Source organism: Klebsiella sp. w6 (assembly GCF_033100215.1).
Classification (GTDB): domain Bacteria; phylum Pseudomonadota; class Gammaproteobacteria; order Enterobacterales; family Enterobacteriaceae; genus Klebsiella; species Klebsiella variicola.
Genome location: NZ_CP136907.1, coordinates 4795044 through 4816502, shown reverse-complemented (window position 1 = coordinate 4816502; position 21459 = coordinate 4795044). Strand labels below are relative to the sequence as shown.

The following is a 21459-nucleotide window of genomic DNA, read 5'->3' as shown; positions in this document are numbered from 1 at the left end:
CGCTAACCAGCGCGCCACTGTTTCTGGCACGCCGGTTGCAATTAAGAAAGCAGTGGAATGCGCTTTCGAGGTAAGGATGAAACGACACTATATTTTTGCCAGCCATGGCACCTTTGCTAACGGTTTGCTGAACTCCGTGGAGCTAATCCTCGGTAAACAGCCGGATATTCATACCCTGTGCGCCTATGTAGAAGAGGAGTCCGATCTCACGCAGCAGGTGGAGGCGCTACTGGCGCGTTTCCCGGCGCAGGATGAGCTGATAGTGATTACGGATATTTTCGCCGGTAGTGTGAATAACGAGTTTGTGCGTTTTTTATCACGCCCACACTTCCATTTATTATCAGGTTTAAATCTGCCGTTAATTATTGACTTGCTGATTTCCGCAGCGGAAGAGAATACTGAAAAATTAATTACCGAAGCATTAACCAGCGCCAAAGAGAGCATTCAGTACTGCAATCAAACGATTGCCAGTGCGATGACTATGGATAAAGACTTCTGAAATGAGGAAGCATGATGATTACGTTATTAAGGGTAGACCATCGATTACTTCACGGCCAGGTGGCCTTTTCCTGGACCCAATATGTCGGCGCCGATTGCATTTTGATCGCCAACGACAGTGTCCCTGAAGATGAACTGCGGAAAACCACCATTAAGCTTGCCAAACCGCCCTCGGTAAAACTGGTGATTAAAAATATCAATGATGCTATTGAGGCGATAAAAAGTGGGGTGACCGATAAATATAATTTATTTATTGTCGTGGAATCGGTCAATGACGCCTGGCGTATTGCCTGCGCTATCGGGGAAATAAAAAGCATAAATCTCGGCGGAATTAAGGCTAAAGAGGGCAGTAAAAATATCTCTAAGGCGATTAATTTACTGCCGACAGAAATAGAGCAGCTACAACAACTGGTGGGGAAGGGCGTCGAGGTGGAGATTCGCCAGGTCCCGAACGATCGCAAACAGCTTTTTACGGAATGCGTGTAATTCCGGAGGACAGATTATGGTAGAGGCTCTCTTACTGGGTCTGGTGGCGTTTATCGCGCAATCGGAATATGCCTTAGGGACGTCGCTGATTTCCCGGCCTATCGTCACCGGGCTGCTGACCGGACTGGTGCTGGGGGATGTACAGACCGGCGTCATTATGGGCGCGACGCTGGAGCTGGCGTTTATCGGCTCTTTCTCCGTTGGTGCCTCGATCCCGCCCGACGTGGTGACGGGCGGTATTCTCGGCGTGGCGTTCGCCATCACCTCCGGCGCGGGCACGGAAACGGCGCTGTTGCTCGGCCTGCCTATCGCCACCCTGACCCTGATCCTGAAAAACGTTTATCTGGGGATGTTTATCCCGATGCTCAGCCAGAAGGCGGACGGGTATGCGGAACGGGCGGATACGCGGGGCATTGAGCGGATGCATCTGATTGCCGGCTTCGGGCTGTCGCTGATGCTGGCCACGGTGGTGACCGTTTCATTCCTGGTGGGCAGCAACGCGGTGAAATCCCTGCTCGATACCATCCCGGAATTTATCAAACACGGGCTCAGCGTCGCCACCGGCATGATCCCGGCGCTCGGCTTCGCGATGCTTGCCAGGTTGCTGATTAACAAGAAAGTTGCGCCGTACTTTTTCCTCGGCTTTGTGCTAATGGCTTATTTGAAAATCCCGGTGACCGGCATCGCCATTCTCGGCGCCATCGTGGCGGTGGTCATGGTTAACGTCACCGCGTTGAATTCACCTCGTACGACGACAGAACAAGGAGTCAGCGATGACGACGAAGACGATTTCTGAAGAGACCCTGCAACCGCAGGAGCAGGAAGAAACCCGGATTACGCCACGAGATTTACGCCGGGTGTTCTGGCGCTCCTTCCAGATGGAGTTCTCGTGGAACTATGAGCGGCAGATGAATCTCGCCTTTGTTTACGCGCTGATTCCGGTGCTGAAAAAGCTCTATCCGCGCAAAGAGGAGCTAGCCAGGGCGCTGAAACGTCATCTGGTGTTTTTCAATACCACGCCGCATATCGTCACCCTGCTGCTGGGGATCACCACGGCGATGGAGGAGAAAAACAGCCAGCAGAAAAACATGGATGCCACTGCGATTGATAACGTCAAAGCCTCGCTGATGGGGCCGCTGGCCGGGCTGGGGGACTCTTTCTTCTGGGGGACGCTGCGCCTGATCGCCACCGGGATCGGCACCAGCCTGGCGCTGAAGGGCAACATCCTCGGGCCGATCCTGTTTCTGCTGGTGTTTAACGTGCCGCACATTCTGGTGCGCTGGTGCTTTACCCGCTGGGGCTACGTGCTGGGAACCGGGGTCCTGCAGCGGATCCAGAAGAGCGGAATGATGGAGAGCCTGACCTACGGAGCGTCGATTATCGGCCTGATGGTGGTCGGGGCGATGACCGCCTCAATGATCGATATCACCATCCCTCTCTCCTTTGGTGCCGGAGAAGCCAAAACTCAGGTGCAGGACATTATCAATGACATTCTGCCCTGCATGCTGCCGCTGGTGAGTTTTGGCATCGTCTACTGGCTGCTGGGACGGAAAGTTAAACCGCTCTCAATTATTGGCGGCATGGCGCTGGTGGGCATTCTGGGTTCGTGGATCGGATTGTTTTAACGGGAGTGAGCTATGCGACCAACAATGATGACCTATATCCGTGAAGAGCCGGCCTGCCTGGCGCAGATCCTGCGTGGCTACCGGCAAAAGCTGGCGGCGATTGAGACCTTTGCCCGCCAGCACCCGGTACGCCGAATTTTGCTGCTGGCGACCGGATCGTCGCTGAATGCCGCGCTGTGCGCGCGCTATTTCTTTGAACAACGCTTCGGCGTGCTGGTTGACATTAAAGAGCCGTACAACTTTACCCATTACGAAGCGATCGACCCGCATACCGATCTGGTGGTGGCGATTTCACAGAGCGGGAAAAGCGCGTCAACGCTGGAGGCTATGCGTAAGGTACAGGCCTCAGGATTGCCGGTATTTGCCCTGACCTCCGACCCGCAAAGCCCGATAGCCCGCGCTTGCGATGGCGTTCTGGATATCAATACCGGGATCGAGAGCGTAGGGTTTGTGACCCGCGGTTTTAGCGCGACGGTGCTGAATCTGTTGCTGATAGCGCTGATCATTGCTCGTCAGCAGGGGAAAGTCAGCGAGGTGGAGGAGCAGCACTATCTCGCTGAATTCCAGCGGCTGCTTGCGGCGATCCCGGATGTTATCGCCCGCACCTCGCGCTTTATCGACCGGTATAGCGAAACGCTGCGGAGCGGGGAGCGCTTTGTCGCCACCGGCTACGGTGCGCTGGTTGGCGTGGCGAAGGAATTTGAAACCAAATTTACTGAAACGGTGCGCGTGCCTTCCAGCGGCTTTGAGCTGGAAGCCTATATGCACGGTCCCTATCTGGAAGCCAACGCCCGCCATGTGATGCTGTTTATTGAAGATGCGCCGGATGCGCGAACCCGGGCGCTGCGGGACTATATGGCGCCGTCCATTGCCCGGGCTTTTACGCTAACGCTGAGCGATGACGAGGATGCGCAGACGCTGGCGCTAAACTGTCCGTGCGAGCATCACCTGGCGCCGCTGTTGCTGATTGTTCCCGTCCAGATGCTGGCCTGGCATACCGCCGGACTGAAAGGCATCGATCTGGCTAAACGTATTTTTGACGATTTTGACCACGTATTAAAAAGTAAAGTCTGAATATTCAGGAGAAAACTATGTTGGGTTTTAATCAGGACGAGTACCTGACCAGTGCTCGCGAGATCATCGCTGCGCGTAAACAGGCTGAAACCGTGGCCGATGATATTTATGACAGCGGCTGCAGCGCATTATTTTTTGCCTCGGTAGGCGGTTCTCTGGCACCGATGATGGCCATTAATGAGTTTGCCAAAGAATTAACCAGTGTGCCGGTATATCTTGAGCAGGCGGCCGAATTAATTCATCGCGGACATAAAAAATTAAATAAAGATGCAGTTGTCGTTACGTTATCTAAATCCGGTGATACCAAAGAGTCGGTGGCTATTGCCGAGTGGTGCAAGGCGCAGGGGATCCGCGTGGTGGCTATTACCCGTCATGCCGACTCGCCATTGGCCGCCGCCGCCAGCTGGCATATTCCGATGTGCCACAAGAACGGTGTGGAATATGAATATATGCTGCTGTACTGGTTATTCTTCCGCGTTATTTATCGTCACGGCGAGTTTGAAAATTATGCGCGATTTGCCAGCCAGCTCGAATTACTGCCGGAAAATCTCCTGCAGGCCAAGCGCCAGTTCGATCTCCAGGCGGATAGCATTGCCGCACAATACCATGACTGCGACTATATGATGTGGATTGGCGGCGCGGAAATGTGGGGCGAGGTTTACCTGTTCTCAATGTGTATTCTCGAAGAGATGCAGTGGAAGCGGACGAAATCCGTGAGCTCGGCTGAATTTTTCCACGGCACCCTGGAGCTGCTGGAAAAAGAGGTCCCGCTGTTTCTGGTGAAAGGAGAGGGGAAATGCCGGGCGCTGGACGAGCGCGTCGAACGCTTTGCCGAAAAGATAACTGACCATCTGGTGGTGATCGACCCGCGCGACTATCCGCTGAACGGCATTGATGACGCGTTCCGCTGGATTATGGCGCCGTGCGTGGTGTCCACCCTGCTGGTGGATCGGCTGGCGGCCCACTTTGAACACCATACCGGCCACGACCTCAATATCCGCCGTTACTACCGTCAGTTTGATTACTAAGCTGTGTTGATGGCGGCCAGCCGGGCTGGCCGCCATGCTATTCTCCGAGGCGCTTCCCAGAAAATTATCGTCAAATCCATTCGGGTAAAAACCGGTGGTAGAGTCCGGCTTTCCTTCTCTTTCAGGCAAGCGGATGGCCATGAAAAAACGGATGACCTCGACGCCGCACGATGCGGTCTTTAAACGATTTCTTCGCCACCCGGAGACGGCGAAGACGCTGTATGGCTGTCCGTTTACGTTGATCGACGTTACGGTGATGCCAGATGATGACCTCGTGCAGCATCGGCGGGTCGCCCTGCTGGAGCTGATGCAAAAACATATTCGCCAGCGCGATCTCAGCGGCATAACGGAGTCGTTGGCGGCCGTTGTGATGCTGGGATACACTAACCGTCGGCAGTTGAGAATGCTGTTTCACTATATGCTGCAGTACGGTAATACGGCCGAGCCGGGCGTGTTTCTCCGTCGGCTGGCCCGCCGTCTGCCACAGTATGAGGAGACACTGATGTCTATCGCGCAAAAGCTTAAGCAGGAAGGTCGGCAAGAAGGTCGACTAGAAGGCCGGGAAGAAGGGCACCAGGAGGGCTTGCAGGAAGGAAGCCGGCGCGAGGCGCTGCGCATTGCCGGCAGTATGTTACAAAATGGCCTCGACAAAGAGATGGTACAGAAAATCACTGGACTGTCGGCTGATGAACTACAGCCGCTGTAGGGTTAACGCCCTGCCACGGCAACCGTTGCCCGGCGCGGAAACCCGCCGGGCAGGATGGTTTTAGCCTTCGCTTTTCACCACTTTGATCTCCACCATGCCGATCCCCAGCTGACGTGGGGAGTGACCGAGGATATTGCCCTCGTTGGTGGACTGCGGGTCCGGCGGAGTGATGGTCAGGGTGTTGCTGCGCGACGGGTTGTCGAAATGCAGCGTCGTAGTGGTCACATCATTGGCCAGCGTAAGCACTTGCTCACTTTCACCTACCCGCACCGGGATCGGCTTATTGGCGTTTGGGCCGTAAGCTTTGGCGGTGATCACCAGATCAAATTTTTCCGGTAGCGGCTCTTTATATTCAATCTTCACGTCGCTGCCCAGCTGGGCATTGGACCACCGACCCCAGGACTCGGGACGCGAAATGCCGCTGAACTGCTTGACCTCTTCCGGGGCGCCGGCGACGTTAAACACGAAGCTGTCGGCCTTGTAGCGAATATCGTTGTCGACGACTTTTAGCGTATCGACGTTCCCCTTATAGCGCTCCATATCGATAAGGGTATCCCTGAAAGCGGTTTTGCCTTGCCACTGCGGCTTATCGACGTGCTGAACCTTTTGCTCACCGCCCAGCTGCCCCTGCGAGACGCACCAGTCGGTAGAGAGCGCGAGTTCAGGCGCCCACAGCTGCCCCATTTTATAGCAGCGATCGACCCAGACGAAATTATCCCGCGGCGCGAAATCGGCCAGCTGGAAGCGCAGCGGCGCGGAGTATTCGCTCTCCGGCAGCGGTTCAACGCGCTGGTTTGATACCCTGAGCAGTAGCGGCAGACGGAAATGGCTGCCGGAGAAGGCGATCATGTTCTTCTGCGAATCGATGGTGAAGTTTTTCATCTCTTTCGGGAAGTTCCACAGGCGGATCACGTCCGGTTTCCAGGCCAGGACCTTCTCTTTCATATTCATGAAAATACCGGAGAGCGACTGGCCGGAGAGGCTGCTGCGCCCGAGGCCGATATAGTTATCGCCGCCGAGAATATCGAGCACCGTCGCGCCGTTATCCATGGTGTTGCGTTTCACCGCCAGGGTCTCCTGCTGCGGTTTATCGCCGCGCAGGACGAAGAACAGATTGCTGCGATCGTGCTTGTTGAGGTAATCCCAGGCGCTGTTCTTCATGGCCAGGTGATCGGAAGAGACCACGATGACCGTGTTTTTGAAATAGGGTGAGGCTTTAATCTTCTCTATCAGCGCGGCGATATGTTCCTGGCTGCAGCTAACGGCGCTGAAGGAGAGGTTTTTCTTACCGTCTACGTCATAGCGTTTACGCTCACAGGTGCGCGAGATAAAGCCGTCGGGGTGGTGGGTATCCACCGTCAGGGCGAACAGCGAGAAGCGTTTACCGGAGCGCGACAGCTCTTCGAATTTTTTCCACGTCTCATCGAGCACGGTGTCGTCATAGAAGCCCCAGTCGTTGCGATAGGCGGGATCCGCTACCGTAGTTTTGAGCTCTTCCGCCCCGTACAGGTGATCGAAGCCGTGGGATTTGAGAAACACGTCTTTGCCGGCAAAGCGCAGGTTGGCTCCCTGCACAAAATAGTTTTCATAGCCGGAGTTTTTCAGGATATCGCCAAGGCAGATATTCTGGGGAAAGAAGCTGGAGACCGAGGCCGAGGCGTTGCCTTCAAACGGCGCGAACAGCGGAATGCCGCACTGCGAGGCGACCATACCGGCGATGGTGTAATCCGTCCCCGGGAGCTGCATGGTATTGCTGAAATCGAGGCCCTGATCTTTTATTTTGCCGAGCTCAGGGGTGAGGTTAGGAAAGGCGTCGTTATCAAAATAGGTACGCTCGAGGCTTTCGCCATAGATATAGACCAGGTTCAGCTGTGGATTGTCGATACGCTTCGACGGCTCTTTGTAGTATGCGGCAAAGTCCGGGTCACCTTCCCGTGACTGCGATTTCACCAGCTCGCTGATCTGATGGAAGGCCGGGCTGGCATCCACGGAGGCCAGCGCCAGCAGCAGCGCCGCCAGGCTGTAACCGACGTGATGAGGATGATGCCGACGGCGGCGCAGCACCCAGCCCAGCGCGCCAAAGACGGCAACCAGCGCGACGCCCACCCCGACGCCCGGCAGAATGTATTTGCCGATCCCGGCGCCAGTCAGGCTGTTGGTCAGGGTATAGAGCACCGCGTCGTTGATGCCGTCGCCGGTAAAGTAGTCGCTGGCGTAGAGGGTGATGTTCAGCACCACGAACAGACCTAACACCGTGAGCGTGGCGGCAAACCACCAGGTGTTACGACCCGCTTTCCAGGCATACAGCACCACCGAAGCTAAAAATAAGGCGATGGATAACAACTCTGACACAGCTCATCCTCATTAGCGCCAGTTGTCGGCTGGCAGAATAGATTACTTTTCACGCCACACTGTAATTGCAGCGCCATCTTGCTGCAATTCTAGCGTCATGAAACTGTGCAGTTATTCAGAATTGGTTTAGATGTTGCCTTTTTTGATCGGTGTCGCATCGGGTGTGGCGGGGAAGCGGAGAGGGAAAAAGGGTAAAAAAAACGTTTCAGGCCGCGCTGCCGTCGCGAAGGCGACAAACGCGGCATGAGCAGTACGTATCAGGAGAGGAAGTTAACGCCCTGTTTTAAGACCAGATCGCAGGCTTTGGTTTTCACCTGTTTCGCCAGCGAGCTGTTGCCAAGCGTATTCAGGTCCAGCTGCTGGCCGTTATTACTGTTGAGCAAGCCCTGCAGGCCATCGAGATAGTTGGTGTCTTGTTTCTGTTTTTCCGGCGTGCTGAGTCCCAGTTTATCCAGCACCTGGTTTTTGACGTTATCGGCGCTGGTCACGGAGGCCAGTTTCTGTTGCGCGCAATATGACAGGATCCCGGCCGCATTATTCATGCTGCTGGCGGTCAGAGACTGGCTGCTGCCGCTGAGCAGGCTGGTTAGCGAGGAGACGGACATGCCGCCGCTGCCAGCCTGGGTGCTGCTGCCGCTAAGCTGGCTGGCGGCGCTGTTAAGAGAATCCTGCCAGGAGGCAGCGTGAGCGCCGGCGAGAGTAAATGCACTGGCGGCAAGAGCGGCAAGTAAGCCATTTTTAAACGATTTCATAGACGGACTCATAAGCGTGACTGAATAATCGCTTTAGTATAACGCCGTCATCGTCCGGAAATCTCTTAATACTCCTTGCCAGTGACGCGGTGCCGGTAACTTTCCCAGTTGAAGATAACCCACAGACTGTTCCCCAGCCGCATACGGTCCATTACCCGCTCGCCGAGCAGCTTGTTCATCTCTTCCATATTACTGTTGGTGAGCATCCCGGTAGGCCGTTTGGATGAAGAACGACGGTCAACTATCTGATTGATAATGACCTTCTCATAGCGAGACTCCGTCTGCATACCAATTTCATCAATCACTAACAGGTCGACTTTGCTGAGGTCGCTCAGCAACTGCTCTTCGCTCGTTTCCCGGTTGCCAAAGGTATCTTTCATCGCCGACATAATATCGGCCACGGTGATGATTAAGACCGACTTCCCGCGCAGCAGCAGCTCGTTGCAGATGGCTGCCGCCAGGTGATTTTTACCGGTCCCCGGTTTACCGGAGAAGATAAAGCTGGCGATATTGCCATCGAACTCTTCCACATACTGACGTGCGCGGGCGAGGGCGTTCATCTGTCCTTCGCACTCGACGCGGTAGTTATCAAAGGAACAGTTCTGATGCAGCGGGCGGATCCCTGAGCGGTTGAAGGTGCGCTGCATTTTCATCGCGCGATTCTCCCGCTCCAGCGCTTCGGAACGCAGCCGGCCTTGCTCTTTTTGCCAGGCCAGCAGTTCTTCGCCGGTTTTAAACGCCGGTTCGATATGGGCCGGCATCATTTTCTGCAGACGCTTCATCAGGTCGCCCACGTTTTTCATGCTCATCCTCGGAAACCTCGCGGAATATGACTGTCGGGTTCGCTCACGCTGTTCACATCGCGCTTCGGCTGTCCGCCGTTGCTGGCGCGGCTGATTTGCACGCTACGTGCCAGCTTCTGCTGCCACTGCACGTGGTGAAACACTTTACCTTCCGCCTGCCAGTAAGCGACGAAGGCAGCCAGCTCTTCCGGCGTGACTGGCTGGCTCAGGGCAATGCCCCATAGCGCGGCCAGGCGCTGAAAATCGGCGTCCGGCTGCCAGTCGGCGTACATGGCAAATTTGCCCATTGGCACCGCAACTGGCGCCGCGGATGGCTCCTCGAAAAACTGCGGGTCAAGGGCGATGTCGCTGCCGGGGCGCGCCAGCCTGGCTTCCAGCTCCAGCAACTGCGCCAGCCGCGCTGGCGTCAGCGCATAGAATGCCGGCGCGTTATTGGCAAAAACGGCAACGGTGCCGTCAGTTGATTTCGCCAGCAGCGCCGCGTGCTGCTGGAGGAACTCTTCCAGGCCGCTAAAATGGGAGGTTAAAATTCGCGAAGACATAACTCTATCTCAACTCTGAACTGCAAAGAGTGGGGTGATCTGCACATAGTAGCACAGAGCCCGTCGCGGAAGGAGCGTCGCGGCTGTACCGCGACGCCGGGGGTCAGACGCGAGGGCGCTTACGATACAGCCACAGACCGGGTATCGACAGGCCAATAGAAAGGGCGCCCACAATAGACGATGCCTTTAAAAAATTGCTCAGCAGCAAAATCATCATCTCTTCAGAATAGCCAAAATGGCTGATCTTTACCGCGGAGATCATCGCGGTGTAGGCCGAGATGCCGGGAAACATCGGGATCACGGCGGCGACGGTAAAAATCTTCGGATGCGCCAGATACCAGCGTGACCACTGAATGCCGATGCTGCCCACCAGCAGCGCGGCGAGAAAGGTGGCCCATTCAATGTTAAAACCGGCGCTCATCATGACCATTCGCGAGCCGTGACCGATCGCCCCCAGCAGCGCGCACCAGCGCAAGGCGCGCTGGGGGACATTAAAGACCATGGCAAAACCAACGGCGGGGATTGCCGCCAGCAGCATGTCTTCCGCCAGTGCGAAAATAAACGAGATTATGCCCATCCGCGCAGCCCCCATACGGTCATCGCCATCACCACGCCAATGCAGGTGGCAAGGGTTAACAGGCTCGCGATCGCCCAGCGGGCGAGCCCCGTATTAATATGCCCTTTAAACATATCGGCGACGGCGTTGATCAAAGGAAAACCCGGAACCAGCAGCAGGACGCTGGCGGCCATGGCAATGGTCGGCGTACTGGCAAAGGCCGGGAGGCGCAGCAGCAGCCCGGAGATGGTGGTGGCGACAAAGGCGGTGATGCAGAAGTTGATCTGCGGATGCATGGACCGGTGGGTCAGTACCTGGCGAATGTACATGGCTACCGTACTGGCGCAGAAGCTGACCAGCGCGCCGTCCCAGCCGCCGTTATTCAGTTTGCAGAAACAGGCGCAGGAGAGCCCCACCATGATGACCAGCAGCCAGCGCGGATAACGCAAGGGAACGATCTGCGCAAAGCGCTTCTCGACATCGCGATAGTCGAGCAGCTTATGTTCGGCGAGGATCACAATGTGCTGCACTTCCGTTACCACATGCATATTGATGCCGCGGTCGACATTTTTACGCGTTGAGGTGAGACATTCGCCATCTTTAATGGTGGTCAGCACGATGGCATTAGACGAGATGGCGCTTTCGACGCTATCCATTCCCAGCGCCCGTCCGAGGCGGGTGGATAGCTCTTCCACCAGCGCACTTTCGGCGCCGTGCTGTAACAAAAAAAGACCACACTGGATGCACAATCGTGTGATTGCCCGCTGCTGTGACCGATCAACCTGCATAATTCCTCTGCTGTCCGCGACGTCTGGTTATCTGTCGATACTTTAACCTGAAGCGCCGTAGCGGCTGAGGGGGGCGGGATCAAATAATATGCAAAAATGTCCCGGCTGGCGGGACGGCAGAATTTGAAGCATCCCACAATTTTGCCAGTTTGGTGAAAAGTGCAATTTTTGCCGCCATTCATCCCTTCTTTTTCCCGTCTGACTTATCAAAAATGCAGGAAAGCACTTTTATTAAACAAAAAATATACAAATAATTAACCCTGCAAGAGTGAGACAACCCTATGAAAACACAGGTCGCGATTATTGGCGCAGGCCCCTCCGGGCTGCTGCTGGGGCAGTTGTTGCACAACGCCGGGATCCATACCGTGATCCTCGAGCGTCAAACGCCACAGTATGTGCTGGGGCGCATCCGCGCGGGAATTCTGGAAAGCGGCACCGTCGATCTGCTACGCGAAGCGGGCGTGGCGCAGCGGATGGATGCCGAAGGCCTGGTGCATCATGGGGTGGAGTTTCTGTTTGACGGCCAGCGGGTACCCGTCGCACTGAGCGAGCTGACTGACGGCAAGAGTGTGATGGTTTATGGCCAGACGGAAGTGACCCGCGACCTGATGGCGGCCCGGACCGCCAGCGGCGCGCCAATCGTCTATGGCGTGAGCGAGGTGGCTATTCATGACGCGAAAAGCGACCGACCGACGGTCACCTACCTCAGCGAAGGTGAAACCTGCCGCCTGGAGTGCGACTTTATCGCCGGTTGCGACGGTTTTCACGGGGTGTCACGGCAAAGCATTCCCGCTGACATTCTCAAAACCTACGAGAGCGTGTGGCCGTTTGGTTGGTTAGGCCTGCTGGCGGATACGCCGCCGGTCAATCCGGAGCTGATTTATGCACACCATCAGCGGGGGTTTGTATTGTGTAGTCAGCGCTCACTTACGCGCAGCCGCTATTATCTACAGGTTCCGCTGAGCGATAAGGTTGAAGCCTGGTCGGACGAACGTTTCTGGCAGGAGCTGAAAAGCCGCTTGCCGGAGGACCTGGCATCCAGGTTAGTGACTGGTCACTCACTTGAGAAGAGCATTGCCCCGCTGCGCAGTTTCGTGGTGGAGCCGATGCAGTATGGGCGGCTGTTTCTGGTGGGAGATGCGGCGCATATCGTTCCGCCAACCGGCGCCAAAGGGTTAAACCTGGCGGCATCGGATGTTAACTACCTGTGGCGGATCCTGCGTGAATACTATCATCGTGGCCGCAGCGATCTGCTGGCGACCTACTCGCAACTGGCGCTGGATCGGGTGTGGAAAGGGGAACGCTTTAGCTGGTTTATGACTCGCCTGCTGCATGATTTCCCGGACCAGAATGCGTTTGACGCCAAAATGCAGGCCGCCGACCGCCGCTACTACCTTGGCTCCCGCGCCGGGCTGACCACCATCGCGGAAAACTACGTGGGCTTGCCCATGGAACGCGTTACCTGACTAAAGAGGAGTGATTATGCCGCCCATGCAAGTCGTCCCCGTATTTAAGCTGTATGGCGAAGAGCGCGGCTGGCCAACGCCGGACCTGCTGCACTGCGAGTCGATTTTGCAGCGTAGCAGTCTGTATGAGTGGCATATTCGCGTTCATCAGCATGCGGAAATGGTCCAGCTCCTCTACCTGCATCAGGGCCGGGCGGAGATCGAAATTGAAGGCGCCACCGCGGTGATGACGGCGTCCTGCATCCAGGTGGTTCCCGCCCTTTGTATTCATGGGTTTCATTTTTCACCCGGGACACAAGGGTATGTGCTCTCTCTGGCGCTGCCGCTGCTGAGCCGGTTTGAAAACCAGTTCGGCCGGCCGCTGGATGTGCTTAGCGTACCGCAGTGCGTGCCGGTAGGCCGTTCCCGGGGGCATATGCATACGCTATTTTCGGCGCTTCGCGAGGAATATTGCGAAGAGCATGATGCCCGGGAGATGATGTTGTACTCGTTGCTGGGGACGCTGCTGGTCTGGCTGAACCGGCAGTGCCGCCCCGCACCGCCCGCGGAAGATAAAGCGGAGCGGAAGCGCAGTATGATGCGCCACTTTTCCCGGCTTATTGAGAGCCACTACCGGCAGCATCTCCCGCTGGCGGAGTATGCGAAGCTAATTGGGTTGTCGGTCACGCACTTAAATTATTTATGCCGCGAGTTCTATGGCTGTAGCGCGCTGGGAGTATTGCATCAACGCCTGATGCTGGAAGCGCGACGCAATCTGCAGTACACCCGCATGACGGTAACACAACTCTCTGATTACTTAGGGTTTAGTGATGCTGCCTATTTTTCTCGCTTTTTCCGCCGCTATAGCGGGATGTCGCCTAAAGCATTTAGAGAAACAATCAAAGATAATGCTTTATAACTCACGTGCCTGAAATTACTTTTGCTAAATAATAGTTTTATCTTTTCTAATTTATTAGCGCAGGAGCGTCTGTGCTAATATTAATCGCAAGTATACACAGCAATAATATTTACACGGTATGACCACGGTTCGGTCGTTACGTATACCGTGTACGCAGGCCATGAATATACTTTTTATATTCATTCAGAGAATGATAAGGCGATGATGTTAAGCGCCGATTGTTTGCCGGCAGGCGAAGGAACTTCGACAGGAAGCGGAGGTGTTATGTTACCAGGACAAGGTAAGTTTGGTGTTGTTATTAGTAAAATTCCCGTCATGCAGTCAGGGTTAAAGGTTATCTTCAATGAAAATCTCCCTGATTACGAACTCAGTTTTTGTCGTTCTCATGATGAGCTCACCCTTTTGCAACTGCGGCGGGCAGTGCTGGTCGTCGCGGATATCTCCGGCGAGATTGCGCATCCCCGTGCCGTCTGCGAGCGGTATTACTCTCTGATGACGCAGTATCGTGATATTCACTGGGTTTTTATGGTCAGTGACAGCCTCTATCCATTGGCCGTTGAGCTTTTAATTCGCCCTGAAAGTTCGCTGATCTCGGAGAGTGAGCCGGTTAACCGGTTGATTGAGGTGATTTGCGCCGGCAGTCGTGCCGCTGAGCAAATTAGCCGGACGTTGTTCACCGGAGACGAGGATAGCGATTTCGCAAGCTACCACTCTGCGGCGATGCTGACCCTTTCGGAACGCAAGGTTTTGCGTCTTCTGGCAAAGGGATGGGGAATCAATCAGATCGCTGCGCTGTTGAAAAAGAGCAATAAAACCATCAGTGCGCAGAAAAATAGCGCAATGCGACGCTTATCACTGCGAAGCAATGCTGAAATGTATGCCTGGATCAACAGCGTGCAGGGAATGCAAGAGCTGAATATCAATTCAGCTTACGGGGAGCAAATGGAATGGAAAAAAATAGCACAACCCACCATGTCGCCATCGTAGAGAAATGTGTGATGACGGAAATGGCCTGGCGCTATATCTTTAGTCGTGAAGATAATAGCCGATATCATATTCATCTGTTTAAAAATGTCAGTATGCTCAGGGCGGCGGAAACATCGTTTTCCTGGTCGGCCATTATCTTTTCTCTTTCGGGAAGCCGTTCTTCACGAGCTGAGAGTCTGCTTTTTGTTCATGAAATGGCGCGGTGTCGGCCGGAAGTCCAGGCAATTATTCTGGCTAATAATGAAAGTGAAATGCATCTGATCGGCCATCTTATGCCGGCCTGTCTGCACGGCATACTGAATAAATCCGCGCCGCGACGCGGGTTACAGGAGCGTTTGTTACAGTTGCTGGACAATCATCACCTCAGCGGCAGCGAACAATTTTGCGACAGAGAGGCGTGCAACGATCCGCTAAGTCCAACGGAGCACGCCATCCTTCGGTATATGTCGTGGGGATATTCGCTTTCTGATATTGCGATACAGCTGAACCGGAACATTAAAACTATCCGCGCGCATAAATTTAACGCCATGACCAAGCTCGGGGTTCGCTCAGACATCGGTTTATTAAACGCGGCGGATATCTTGCTGCATTTACCGATGAGCGGCGCGAACAACGCCGTTAAACAGGTGGCGTAACGCGGCTATAAACACACGTCTACCCATGTCGCATCGGTGAGCTGCGCCAATCGTTCTGGTTCAATACGAACGGCGCTGTGAATGGCTCCCGCTGCGGGTAGCACCTCCTGATAGTGCCTGAGCGAGACGTCGCAATAGACGGCCAGCGGGTTTTCCAGACCAAAAGGGCACACGCCGCCTACCGGATGACCGGTCCAGGTCACCACCTCATCGCTGCTTAACATTCTGGCTTTCGCACCAAAGGTCTCTTTCAGCTTTTTGTTATCCAGCCGCGCATCGCCCCTGGCGACGATCAGTACAATCTTATCCTTGATCTTGAGCGACAGCGTTTTGGCGATTTGTCCAGGCTCAACGTTGTGTGCGGCAGCGGCGAGCGCGACGGTGGCGGTACTCTGATTTAACTCAATAATTTCGATATCGGGGGCGTGTTCGGCAAAAAACTGCCGTACAGACTGCAGACTCATTGGATTCTCCTGATTTAAGCCTGGTTAAATCTGTCACAAGCCTGGCGGAGTGTAAATAACAGCGCGGACAATCCAGATTCTTTCTATTTTGTCGATCTCCTTCACATTCACCGTAACCGGTTACTGTAACCGGTTGCGGTTGTGCGCGTAGAGATGAATACTGGAACAGTCACTTCTCACTTTATTTATAACATAAGAGCCGTGTATGAATCGTTGCGTCATGAGCAGTATAGCCGGTAATCCATCAGCGGCCTGCTGCATCAAAAAGCGGTCATCGTAACGGCAGGGTAATCGTTGTTGGGCCAGTATCAATAGCCTGTCAGGAGGGCTACTATGTCTGCTAACCATGCTGCGTTTAATTTGATATTTCGCTTTGTAGAAAATTACATAAGCCCCATAGCAGGGCGAATCTCATCGCAGCGCCACGTCATGGCTATCCGTGACGGTTTTATCTCAGCGATGCCATTTATGATCGTCGGATCGTTCCTGCTGGTGTTTGCTTATCCACCTTTCTCACCGGATACCACCTGGGGTTTTGCCCGCGCCTGGCTGGATCTGGCAAAAGAGTTTGAGGGGCGTATTCTGACCCCCTTTGATATGACGATGGGGATCATGTCGATCTACATCTGCGCGGCGATCTCCTATAACCTCGGTAAGCACTACGAGAAATCCAATCAGCTCGATCCCTTCATGTGCGCAATGCTGTCGATCATGGCCTTTTTGCTGATTGCCGCGCCGAAGACCAATGGCACGCTGCCGGTGGATAGCCTCGGGGGGACCGGGATCTTTACCGCGATTCTGGTGGCGATCTATTGCGTGGAAATGATGCGTTTTTTGAAAGCGCACAACATTGGGATCCGCTTGCCGGACCAGGTTCCGCCGATGATCAAAAACTCCTTTGATCTGTTGATCCCGGTGCTGGTGGTCGTGCTGACGCTGTATCCGCTGAGTCTGTTTATCCAGCACCATTTTGACATGCTGATCCCGCAGGCCATTATGGCCATCTTCAAACCGCTCGTTTCGGCAGCCGACTCTCTGCCGGCAATTCTGCTGGCGGTGCTTATTGGCCACCTGTTGTGGTTCGCCGGGATCCACGGTGCCGCGATTGTGTCCGGGATGCTGCAGATGTTCTGGCTGACCAACCTCGGTATGAACCAGCAAGCGCTGGCCCAGGGGGCGCCTCTGCCGCATATCTTCATGGAGGCGTTCTGGACATTCTTCATAGTGGTTGGTGGTTCCGGGGCGACCATGGGGCTGGTGTTCTGTTATCTGCGTAGCCGCTCAGCGCATTTGCGCTCCATTGGTCGTCTGAGCGTGGTGCCAAGCCTGTTTAACATTAACGAGCCGGTTATCTTTGGGACGCCTATCGTCATGAATCCGGTGTTCTTTATTCCGTTCCTGCTGGCGCCAATGGTGAACGCGGTGCTGGCCTGGGCAGCAATGAAGCTGGATCTGATTGGCCGCGTTATCTCGGTGGTACCGTGGACGGCGCCAGCACCGATTGGCGGCGCCTGGGCGCTGGGCTGGGATTTTCGGGCGGCGGTTCTGGTGATCGTTCTGGCCTGCGTGTCGGCGATTATCTACTTCCCGTTCTTTAAGGTGTATGAGAAACAGCTGCTTGCTCAGGAAGCGGAAGAGGCCGAACGGGCGGAGCAGGAGAGTCAACAGACCGCATAAATAGCAACGGGCGGCAAGGGCCGCCCGTTAATTTTGAGGTAGGGGGCGTTATTTCAGCGTGCAGTCGCCGCACTGTTGGACATCCGGCAGGCGATAGCGCTGGCAGCAGGTGCGTCGGACTAACAGCCCTTCACGCAGCACCACCGTTCGCCACAGCGGGTTATCCTGACCATCGGCGAGCTGTTTTTCAAAGAAGCAGTGCTGACGCAGAGCGGCGACCTGCTCATCGCCCAGCTGCGTGCGCATTTCACCTAAATACCAGTTGATCAGATAGCCGGTATTACTCCAGATAAGTTTGCCAGTGATCTCGCCCGTCGCTTCCAGCGCCTCAACAACCGGCTGCAGGGTACGAATCACCAGGGCATCTATCCGCGCCTGCGGTGAAAGCGCTGCTATCCTGGCATCGCTATGCACATCAATCCAGAAGCAGGCAGCCCGACCGCTCTCGTGAAATTCGACATGGAAATGTTCTGGCGCCAGGCTGAGTCCCTGCGGTTCATTAAGCAGCGCCAGCATCAGCGGCGGCACCAGCAGGCCGATATACCACTGGGCCCAGAGCGAGAGCAGGGGCTTCTGTTCACGCGGCTGCGTGGGCTGATGACGATAGATATGATCGGACCAGATGGCCAGCAGGGAGCGTAACGCGATGGGTTGCGACCACTCGGCGAGCGTTAACGCATGCGGCGGGGCAGGCTCATCCAGACGCAGGAAATCCAGCAGATGAGGGCGCAGGGCAGTGATTTTTGCCCGAAGACTCTCCGCCAGCGCGCGTTCAGCCGTCGGGAAGGGAGCCCGCCAGATGAGTTCGTCGCTAAGAGAAAGGGAGCGCCAGGCCATTTGATTTCCAGATACAAATCTAAATGATAATGATTCCTGATATTAGTTGTTTGCAGGCGGCATGGCAAGGAGTTTGTCGGCGCCGCGATACCGCGGCGCGCGAAGGAAAAGCTAACTGGCAAGAATAATATTGCGTCCTTTATTTTTGGCCTCATACAGTGCGCCATCGGCTCGTGCCAGCGCTTGCTCAATGTTGTCATCAATGAGCGGCGTCAGGCCAATGCTGATGGTCACGTTGGTGGCGACACTTTCATTAAACATATGCGGGATCTTCAGATCATAGACCCGCTGGCGAATGCGTTCGGCAGCCTGCCAGGCGGTTTCCTCGCTGCTGTTGGTCAGCAGGACCATAAACTCTTCCCCACCAAAACGAGCGACAATATCGCGTGAGCGCACGGCGTTGCGGATCGCGGCAGAGACGCGAATCAGCGCCTGGTCGCCCATCATATGGCCATAGTGGTCGTTATAGGCTTTAAAGTGATCGATATCGAGGAGCAGCACAAAGTGGTTGTCGCCGTCCAGCGCCAGCAGGGTGTCGAGGCGGTTCTGTAGCCCGCGGCGATTATACAAACCGGTCAGGGGATCCAGCATACTGAGATCGTTGAGAGTGTTGCGTTCCTGCATCAGTTTATCCATTAATCCTTGCGTGAAGGCATCGTTGCGCTTCTGGATAATATTTTGCAGGGTAATACCGGCAATAGGCAGCACAAAACAGTAGGTCATGCGCAACCATTGTTCCCCCTCTGACATTATCAGGCAGATAAGGAAAGTCGGTAAAGAGTGAAGGGTAAAGGCAGTGATATTATTGGAAAAAGCGATGGTGCCGATAAACAGAATGCTTAATAGGGCGATTACCAGATAGTTAAAATGCGGCGGTGTCAATAGCATCGCTTTTGCCACCACGTGCCATGCCCAGAGCATGCCAAATAACAACGAGATAGCCGGAATATTTATTTTCGCTTGCGGCCATTTCCAGTGCCAGAGCAGCAACAGCCCGCTGCAGGCCACGATCAGGGCGCAGGGCAGCGTAAAACGAACTACCGTAAATAGTGGGCTGACCAGCGACAGAGAGGAGGAAATGAAATTAAGCAGTAAAAAAAGCCGTAAGGAATATTGATATTTTTGTGCGTAGTGTGCTCGCCAGGTTTGTGCAGTCATATCGGAAGAATCATTATTAGTCGTTAAATTTCAAAATGATGAAAGCCAAAAATGAAGAGTCTGATAACAATGTGCAAAAAAAGGTTATTTGCAAAATAAGCAAAATATTTAATATATATCGATAATCCGCTTAATTTATCACCTTCATGAATGTATGTCATTACCGCGAACGTAAAGAAAAAGACGCAAAGCACATCGCAAATGACAAATGATAAATGTTATCATATGATATTGGTTATCATTATCGTTTTGAGAGGTGAAACCATGTTGCAGCGGGCATTAGGGAGTGGTTGGGGTGTGGTGGTTCCCGGCGTGCTGATTGCCGCTCTCGGGTATGCCGGAGTCTCGGCCGATGTGTGGCGGGCGCTGGTCACGGTGGGCATGCTGATGTCCGCAGCGATGATATGGCATCGTCAACTGCGCCATTTTATCCTGCTGCCATCTTGCGTTGCATTGATTGGTGGAATAATGCTGATGATTCTGGATTTTAAACTGGGGGGATAATGCCGGAAGAGAAAAGAATATTGGTGCGAGGGGGGGGACTTGAACCCCCACGTCCGTAAGGACACTAACACCTGAAGCTAGCGCGTCTACCAATTCCGCCACCTTCGCACAGTATTCTTTCTTTAGGATATTGCCTCGTTGGTGCGAGGGGGGGGACTTGAACCCCCACGTCCGTAAGGACACTAACACCTGAAGCTAGCGCGTCTACCAATTCCGCCACCTTCGCCCAGTGCGAGCAATATCTTTGTGGATTATGGTGCGAGGGGGGGGACTTGAACCCCCACGTCCGTAAGGACACTAACACCTGAAGCTAGCGCGTCTACCAATTCCGCCACCTTCGCATACCATCGACACTATGAAAGTATCGTTACCACGGAGGCGCATTCTAGTGGTTTTCGGCGGCACGTCAATAGTTAATTATGCAGGTTGTATCGATTGCTGCAAAAATGGTCGGGTTTGCCGCGAAGAAGAGCCAGCGGCACCGCAAGTGGGCCGCTGGCGCCAGAAGACGATTATTTTTTCGCCTGGCGGGTCATGATGGTGCGATAGACCTTAAAGCGTCCTGTTTGGGCGATCACTTCATGGAAGCCAAATGTCTCATCCAGTACCTGGGGATACGGCAGGAAGGCGTTGGCGACAATGCGCAGTTCGCCGCCGCTGTTCAGATGGCGAACCGCGCCGCGGATCAGCGCCTGGGCCGCTTCGAGGCTGGTCTGCAGCCCATCATGGAATGGTGGGTTGGAGATGATCATGTCGAAGCGACCATTGACCTCCGAAAAGACGTTGCTGGCAAACACATCGCCTGCAAAACCATTAGCGGCAAGCGTCGCGCGGCTGGCTTCGACCGCCGGGGCGCTGACGTCGCACAGGGTCAGACGCACCTTCGGCGAATGGCTGGCCAGCACTGCGGCCAGCACGCCCGCGCCGCAGCCGACATCCAGCACTTTCCCTTTGGTATGCGGCTCGAGAGTGGACAGCAGCAGCTGACTGCCGACGTCCAGACCGTCGCGACTAAACACGCCAGGCAGCGTTTTAATCGTCAGATTATCCAGCGCATACTCGCCCCAGAATGCTTCGGCGTCGAAGGTCGGCTGCTTTTCCAGACGACCATGGTAGAGGCCACAGCGACGGGCGCTGTCGATTTTATTCAGCGGGGCATATTCGGCCAGCATTTGCTCTGCGCTGCGAACGCCGCTACGGTTTTCCCCGACGACGAAAATATCGATTCCCACCGGCAGCAGAGAGAGCAGGTTCATCAGCTGGAACTGCGCCTCGGGTTTGTTCTTCGGCCAGTAGTAGATCAGGGTGTCGCAATCGGCGACGTCGGCGGCCTCGGCCACTAAGCTAAAACGGACGTTGTCACCCATCTGACGGTTCAGCACCTGCCAGTGGTGGAACTGTTGGGTATGAGCGCGGCTGGCCGCGGTATCCAGACGCGCAGGCAGGTCATCCTGCAGGTCACCGGCAAACAGAACGCGGGCGGACTCGAAATCATCACTGTGGCGCAGCAAGACTTCACTTGCCGGGGTAAAAGCGGACATGAAACACTCCTTCATTAAGACTGGCGCCGATTATAGTAGTTTGTTGGCGCAGATACGACGGATTTGCTATATTGCGCGCTTG

At 54.8% G+C, this 21459-nt stretch carries 23 protein-coding genes, 3 tRNA genes and 1 pseudogene; 13 read left to right on the top strand and 14 right to left on the bottom strand.

Going from position 1 to position 21459, the window contains the following annotated elements; all coding sequences use genetic code 11:
* Positions 1-76: 76 nt before the first annotated feature.
* The 7 genes and pseudogenes from R0140_RS23570 to R0140_RS23540 form a co-directional block, all read left to right on the top strand.
* Complete coding sequence (locus R0140_RS23570) at positions 77-499, top strand: PTS sugar transporter subunit IIA (protein WP_012542942.1); 423 nt, start codon at positions 77-79, stop codon at positions 497-499.
* Between the two features lie 14 nt (positions 500-513).
* Complete coding sequence (locus tag R0140_RS23565) at positions 514-984, top strand: PTS sugar transporter subunit IIB (protein WP_012542941.1); 471 nt, start codon at positions 514-516, stop codon at positions 982-984.
* 16 nt (positions 985-1000) lie between these two features.
* On the top strand, positions 1001-1780 hold the full coding sequence (locus R0140_RS23560; RefSeq protein ID WP_008807552.1) for a PTS mannose/fructose/sorbose/N-acetylgalactosamine transporter subunit IIC: 780 nt from the start codon (positions 1001-1003) through the stop codon (positions 1778-1780).
* Positions 1758-2609: a PTS system mannose/fructose/sorbose family transporter subunit IID gene (locus R0140_RS23555; protein ID WP_012542940.1), complete on the top strand. Its 852-nt coding sequence runs from the start codon at positions 1758-1760 to the stop codon at positions 2607-2609. The genes R0140_RS23560 and R0140_RS23555 overlap by 23 nt, the downstream gene beginning before the upstream one ends.
* 12 nt (positions 2610-2621) lie before the next feature.
* Positions 2622-3683: an SIS domain-containing protein gene (locus R0140_RS23550; RefSeq protein WP_032740409.1), complete on the top strand. Its 1062-nt coding sequence runs from the start codon at positions 2622-2624 to the stop codon at positions 3681-3683.
* Positions 3684-3700: 17 nt separating this feature from the next.
* Positions 3701-4711: an SIS domain-containing protein gene (locus R0140_RS23545; protein ID WP_008807549.1), complete on the top strand. Its 1011-nt coding sequence runs from the start codon at positions 3701-3703 to the stop codon at positions 4709-4711.
* Positions 4712-4910: 199 nt separating this feature from the next.
* Positions 4911-5417, top strand: a pseudogene (locus R0140_RS23540) (Rpn family recombination-promoting nuclease/putative transposase); the annotation flags it as partial.
* A 60-nt stretch (positions 5418-5477) separates the two neighbouring features.
* Here R0140_RS23540 and opgB read toward each other — a convergent pair.
* The 6 genes from opgB to R0140_RS23510 all read right to left on the bottom strand — a co-directional run bounded on the left by opgB (position 5478) and on the right by R0140_RS23510 (position 11210).
* Positions 5478-7769, bottom strand: a complete 2292-nt coding sequence (opgB, locus tag R0140_RS23535; RefSeq protein WP_012542938.1) for a phosphatidylglycerol--membrane-oligosaccharide glycerophosphotransferase — start codon at positions 7767-7769, stop codon at positions 5478-5480.
* A gap of 257 nt (positions 7770-8026) precedes the next feature.
* Entirely contained in the window at positions 8027-8521 is a 495-nt protein-coding gene (locus tag R0140_RS23530) for a YjjA family protein (RefSeq protein ID WP_023297029.1), read from the bottom strand.
* Between the two features lie 65 nt (positions 8522-8586).
* Positions 8587-9324 carry a DNA replication protein DnaC gene (gene dnaC / locus R0140_RS23525; protein ID WP_008807545.1) on the bottom strand — a complete coding sequence of 246 codons (738 nt, stop codon included), beginning with the start codon at positions 9322-9324 and terminating at the stop codon, positions 8587-8589.
* A 2-nt stretch (positions 9325-9326) separates the two neighbouring features.
* A complete protein-coding gene (gene dnaT / locus R0140_RS23520) occupies positions 9327-9866 on the bottom strand; it encodes a primosomal protein DnaT (protein WP_008807544.1) in 540 nt (179 codons plus the stop codon).
* A gap of 103 nt (positions 9867-9969) precedes the next feature.
* On the bottom strand, positions 9970-10443 hold the full coding sequence (locus R0140_RS23515; RefSeq protein ID WP_012542936.1) for a threonine/serine exporter: 474 nt from the start codon (positions 10441-10443) through the stop codon (positions 9970-9972).
* Positions 10434-11210 carry a threonine/serine exporter family protein gene (locus R0140_RS23510; protein ID WP_008807542.1) on the bottom strand — a complete coding sequence of 259 codons (777 nt, stop codon included), beginning with the start codon at positions 11208-11210 and terminating at the stop codon, positions 10434-10436. Before R0140_RS23510 ends, R0140_RS23515 begins: the two co-directional genes overlap by 10 nt.
* 281 nt (positions 11211-11491) lie before the next feature.
* Between R0140_RS23510 and pobA the strand changes: the two genes are divergently transcribed.
* From pobA to bglJ, 4 genes are all read left to right on the top strand, one after another.
* Positions 11492-12676 carry a 4-hydroxybenzoate 3-monooxygenase gene (pobA, locus tag R0140_RS23505; protein WP_008807541.1) on the top strand — a complete coding sequence of 395 codons (1185 nt, stop codon included), beginning with the start codon at positions 11492-11494 and terminating at the stop codon, positions 12674-12676.
* Positions 12677-12692: 16 nt separating this feature from the next.
* Positions 12693-13574 (top strand): helix-turn-helix domain-containing protein, encoded by an 882-nt coding sequence (locus R0140_RS23500; protein ID WP_023297031.1) that lies wholly within the window; start codon positions 12693-12695, stop codon positions 13572-13574.
* A 264-nt stretch (positions 13575-13838) separates the two neighbouring features.
* Positions 13839-14561, top strand: a complete 723-nt coding sequence (locus R0140_RS23495; RefSeq protein WP_012542932.1) for a helix-turn-helix transcriptional regulator — start codon at positions 13839-13841, stop codon at positions 14559-14561.
* Positions 14522-15196 (top strand): DNA-binding transcriptional activator BglJ, encoded by a 675-nt coding sequence (bglJ, locus tag R0140_RS23490; RefSeq protein WP_023339553.1) that lies wholly within the window; start codon positions 14522-14524, stop codon positions 15194-15196. The genes R0140_RS23495 and bglJ overlap by 40 nt, the downstream gene beginning before the upstream one ends.
* Before the next feature lie 5 nt (positions 15197-15201).
* On the opposite strand, the gene R0140_RS23485 is transcribed toward bglJ, so the two are convergent.
* Complete coding sequence (locus tag R0140_RS23485) at positions 15202-15660, bottom strand: YbaK/EbsC family protein (protein WP_008807537.1); 459 nt, start codon at positions 15658-15660, stop codon at positions 15202-15204.
* A 333-nt stretch (positions 15661-15993) separates the two neighbouring features.
* On the opposite strand from R0140_RS23485, the gene R0140_RS23480 reads away from it, so the two are divergent.
* A complete protein-coding gene (locus R0140_RS23480; protein ID WP_008807536.1) occupies positions 15994-17337 on the top strand; it encodes a PTS cellobiose transporter subunit IIC in 1344 nt (447 codons plus the stop codon).
* Between the two features lie 48 nt (positions 17338-17385).
* Here the strand turns inward: R0140_RS23480 and fhuF are convergent, their stop codons facing one another.
* The 3 genes from fhuF to R0140_RS23465 form a co-directional block, all read right to left on the bottom strand.
* A complete protein-coding gene (fhuF, locus tag R0140_RS23475) occupies positions 17386-18174 on the bottom strand; it encodes a siderophore-iron reductase FhuF (protein ID WP_117122479.1) in 789 nt (262 codons plus the stop codon).
* Positions 18175-18285: 111 nt separating this feature from the next.
* Positions 18286-19332 (bottom strand): GGDEF domain-containing protein, encoded by a 1047-nt coding sequence (locus tag R0140_RS23470; RefSeq protein WP_008807534.1) that lies wholly within the window; start codon positions 19330-19332, stop codon positions 18286-18288.
* Positions 19333-19355: 23 nt separating this feature from the next.
* The gene (locus R0140_RS23465; RefSeq protein ID WP_012542929.1) at positions 19356-19526 is read right to left on the bottom strand and encodes a hypothetical protein; all 171 of its coding nucleotides are present in this window, start codon (positions 19524-19526) and stop codon (positions 19356-19358) included.
* Between the two features lie 70 nt (positions 19527-19596).
* Here R0140_RS23465 and R0140_RS23460 point away from each other — a divergent pair, with 70 nt between their 5' ends.
* Positions 19597-19836 carry a DUF1435 domain-containing protein gene (locus R0140_RS23460; protein ID WP_012542928.1) on the top strand — a complete coding sequence of 80 codons (240 nt, stop codon included), beginning with the start codon at positions 19597-19599 and terminating at the stop codon, positions 19834-19836.
* Positions 19837-19857: 21 nt separating this feature from the next.
* Here the strand turns inward: R0140_RS23460 and R0140_RS23455 are convergent.
* From R0140_RS23455 to rsmC, 4 genes are all read right to left on the bottom strand, one after another.
* Positions 19858-19944 (bottom strand) — tRNA-Leu (locus R0140_RS23455).
* Positions 19945-19975: 31 nt separating this feature from the next.
* Positions 19976-20062: transfer RNA gene (locus tag R0140_RS23450), tRNA-Leu, on the bottom strand.
* Between the two features lie 28 nt (positions 20063-20090).
* Positions 20091-20177, bottom strand: a tRNA-Leu gene (locus tag R0140_RS23445).
* 171 nt (positions 20178-20348) lie between these two features.
* Positions 20349-21377 carry a 16S rRNA (guanine(1207)-N(2))-methyltransferase RsmC gene (gene rsmC, locus R0140_RS23440; protein ID WP_012542927.1) on the bottom strand — a complete coding sequence of 343 codons (1029 nt, stop codon included), beginning with the start codon at positions 21375-21377 and terminating at the stop codon, positions 20349-20351.
* Between the last annotated feature and the right edge of the window lie 82 nt (positions 21378-21459).

Excerpts from the sequence above, each read along its gene's own strand:
- R0140_RS23570 (WP_012542942.1), top strand. The coding sequence starts at position 77 with ATGAAACGACACTATATTTTTGCCAGCCATGGCACCTTTGCTAACGGT.
- R0140_RS23565 (WP_012542941.1), top strand. The coding sequence starts at position 514 with ATGATTACGTTATTAAGGGTAGACCATCGATTACTTCACGGCCAGGTG.
- R0140_RS23560 (WP_008807552.1), top strand. The coding sequence starts at position 1,001 with ATGGTAGAGGCTCTCTTACTGGGTCTGGTGGCGTTTATCGCGCAATCG.
- R0140_RS23555 (WP_012542940.1), top strand. The coding sequence starts at position 1,758 with ATGACGACGAAGACGATTTCTGAAGAGACCCTGCAACCGCAGGAGCAG.
- R0140_RS23550 (WP_032740409.1), top strand. The coding sequence starts at position 2,622 with ATGCGACCAACAATGATGACCTATATCCGTGAAGAGCCGGCCTGCCTG.
- R0140_RS23545 (WP_008807549.1), top strand. The coding sequence starts at position 3,701 with ATGTTGGGTTTTAATCAGGACGAGTACCTGACCAGTGCTCGCGAGATC.
- R0140_RS23530 (WP_023297029.1), bottom strand. The coding sequence starts at position 8,521 with ATGAAATCGTTTAAAAATGGCTTACTTGCCGCTCTTGCCGCCAGTGCA.
- dnaC (WP_008807545.1), bottom strand. The coding sequence starts at position 9,324 with ATGAAAAACGTGGGCGACCTGATGAAGCGTCTGCAGAAAATGATGCCG.
- dnaT (WP_008807544.1), bottom strand. The coding sequence starts at position 9,866 with ATGTCTTCGCGAATTTTAACCTCCCATTTTAGCGGCCTGGAAGAGTTC.
- R0140_RS23515 (WP_012542936.1), bottom strand. The coding sequence starts at position 10,443 with ATGGGCATAATCTCGTTTATTTTCGCACTGGCGGAAGACATGCTGCTG.
- R0140_RS23510 (WP_008807542.1), bottom strand. The coding sequence starts at position 11,210 with ATGCAGGTTGATCGGTCACAGCAGCGGGCAATCACACGATTGTGCATC.
- pobA (WP_008807541.1), top strand. The coding sequence starts at position 11,492 with ATGAAAACACAGGTCGCGATTATTGGCGCAGGCCCCTCCGGGCTGCTG.
- R0140_RS23500 (WP_023297031.1), top strand. The coding sequence starts at position 12,693 with ATGCCGCCCATGCAAGTCGTCCCCGTATTTAAGCTGTATGGCGAAGAG.
- R0140_RS23495 (WP_012542932.1), top strand. The coding sequence starts at position 13,839 with ATGTTACCAGGACAAGGTAAGTTTGGTGTTGTTATTAGTAAAATTCCC.
- bglJ (WP_023339553.1), top strand. The coding sequence starts at position 14,522 with ATGGAAAAAAATAGCACAACCCACCATGTCGCCATCGTAGAGAAATGT.
- R0140_RS23485 (WP_008807537.1), bottom strand. The coding sequence starts at position 15,660 with ATGAGTCTGCAGTCTGTACGGCAGTTTTTTGCCGAACACGCCCCCGAT.
- R0140_RS23480 (WP_008807536.1), top strand. The coding sequence starts at position 15,994 with ATGTCTGCTAACCATGCTGCGTTTAATTTGATATTTCGCTTTGTAGAA.
- fhuF (WP_117122479.1), bottom strand. The coding sequence starts at position 18,174 with ATGGCCTGGCGCTCCCTTTCTCTTAGCGACGAACTCATCTGGCGGGCT.
- R0140_RS23470 (WP_008807534.1), bottom strand. The coding sequence starts at position 19,332 with ATGACTGCACAAACCTGGCGAGCACACTACGCACAAAAATATCAATAT.
- R0140_RS23460 (WP_012542928.1), top strand. The coding sequence starts at position 19,597 with ATGTTGCAGCGGGCATTAGGGAGTGGTTGGGGTGTGGTGGTTCCCGGC.
- rsmC (WP_012542927.1), bottom strand. The coding sequence starts at position 21,377 with ATGTCCGCTTTTACCCCGGCAAGTGAAGTCTTGCTGCGCCACAGTGAT.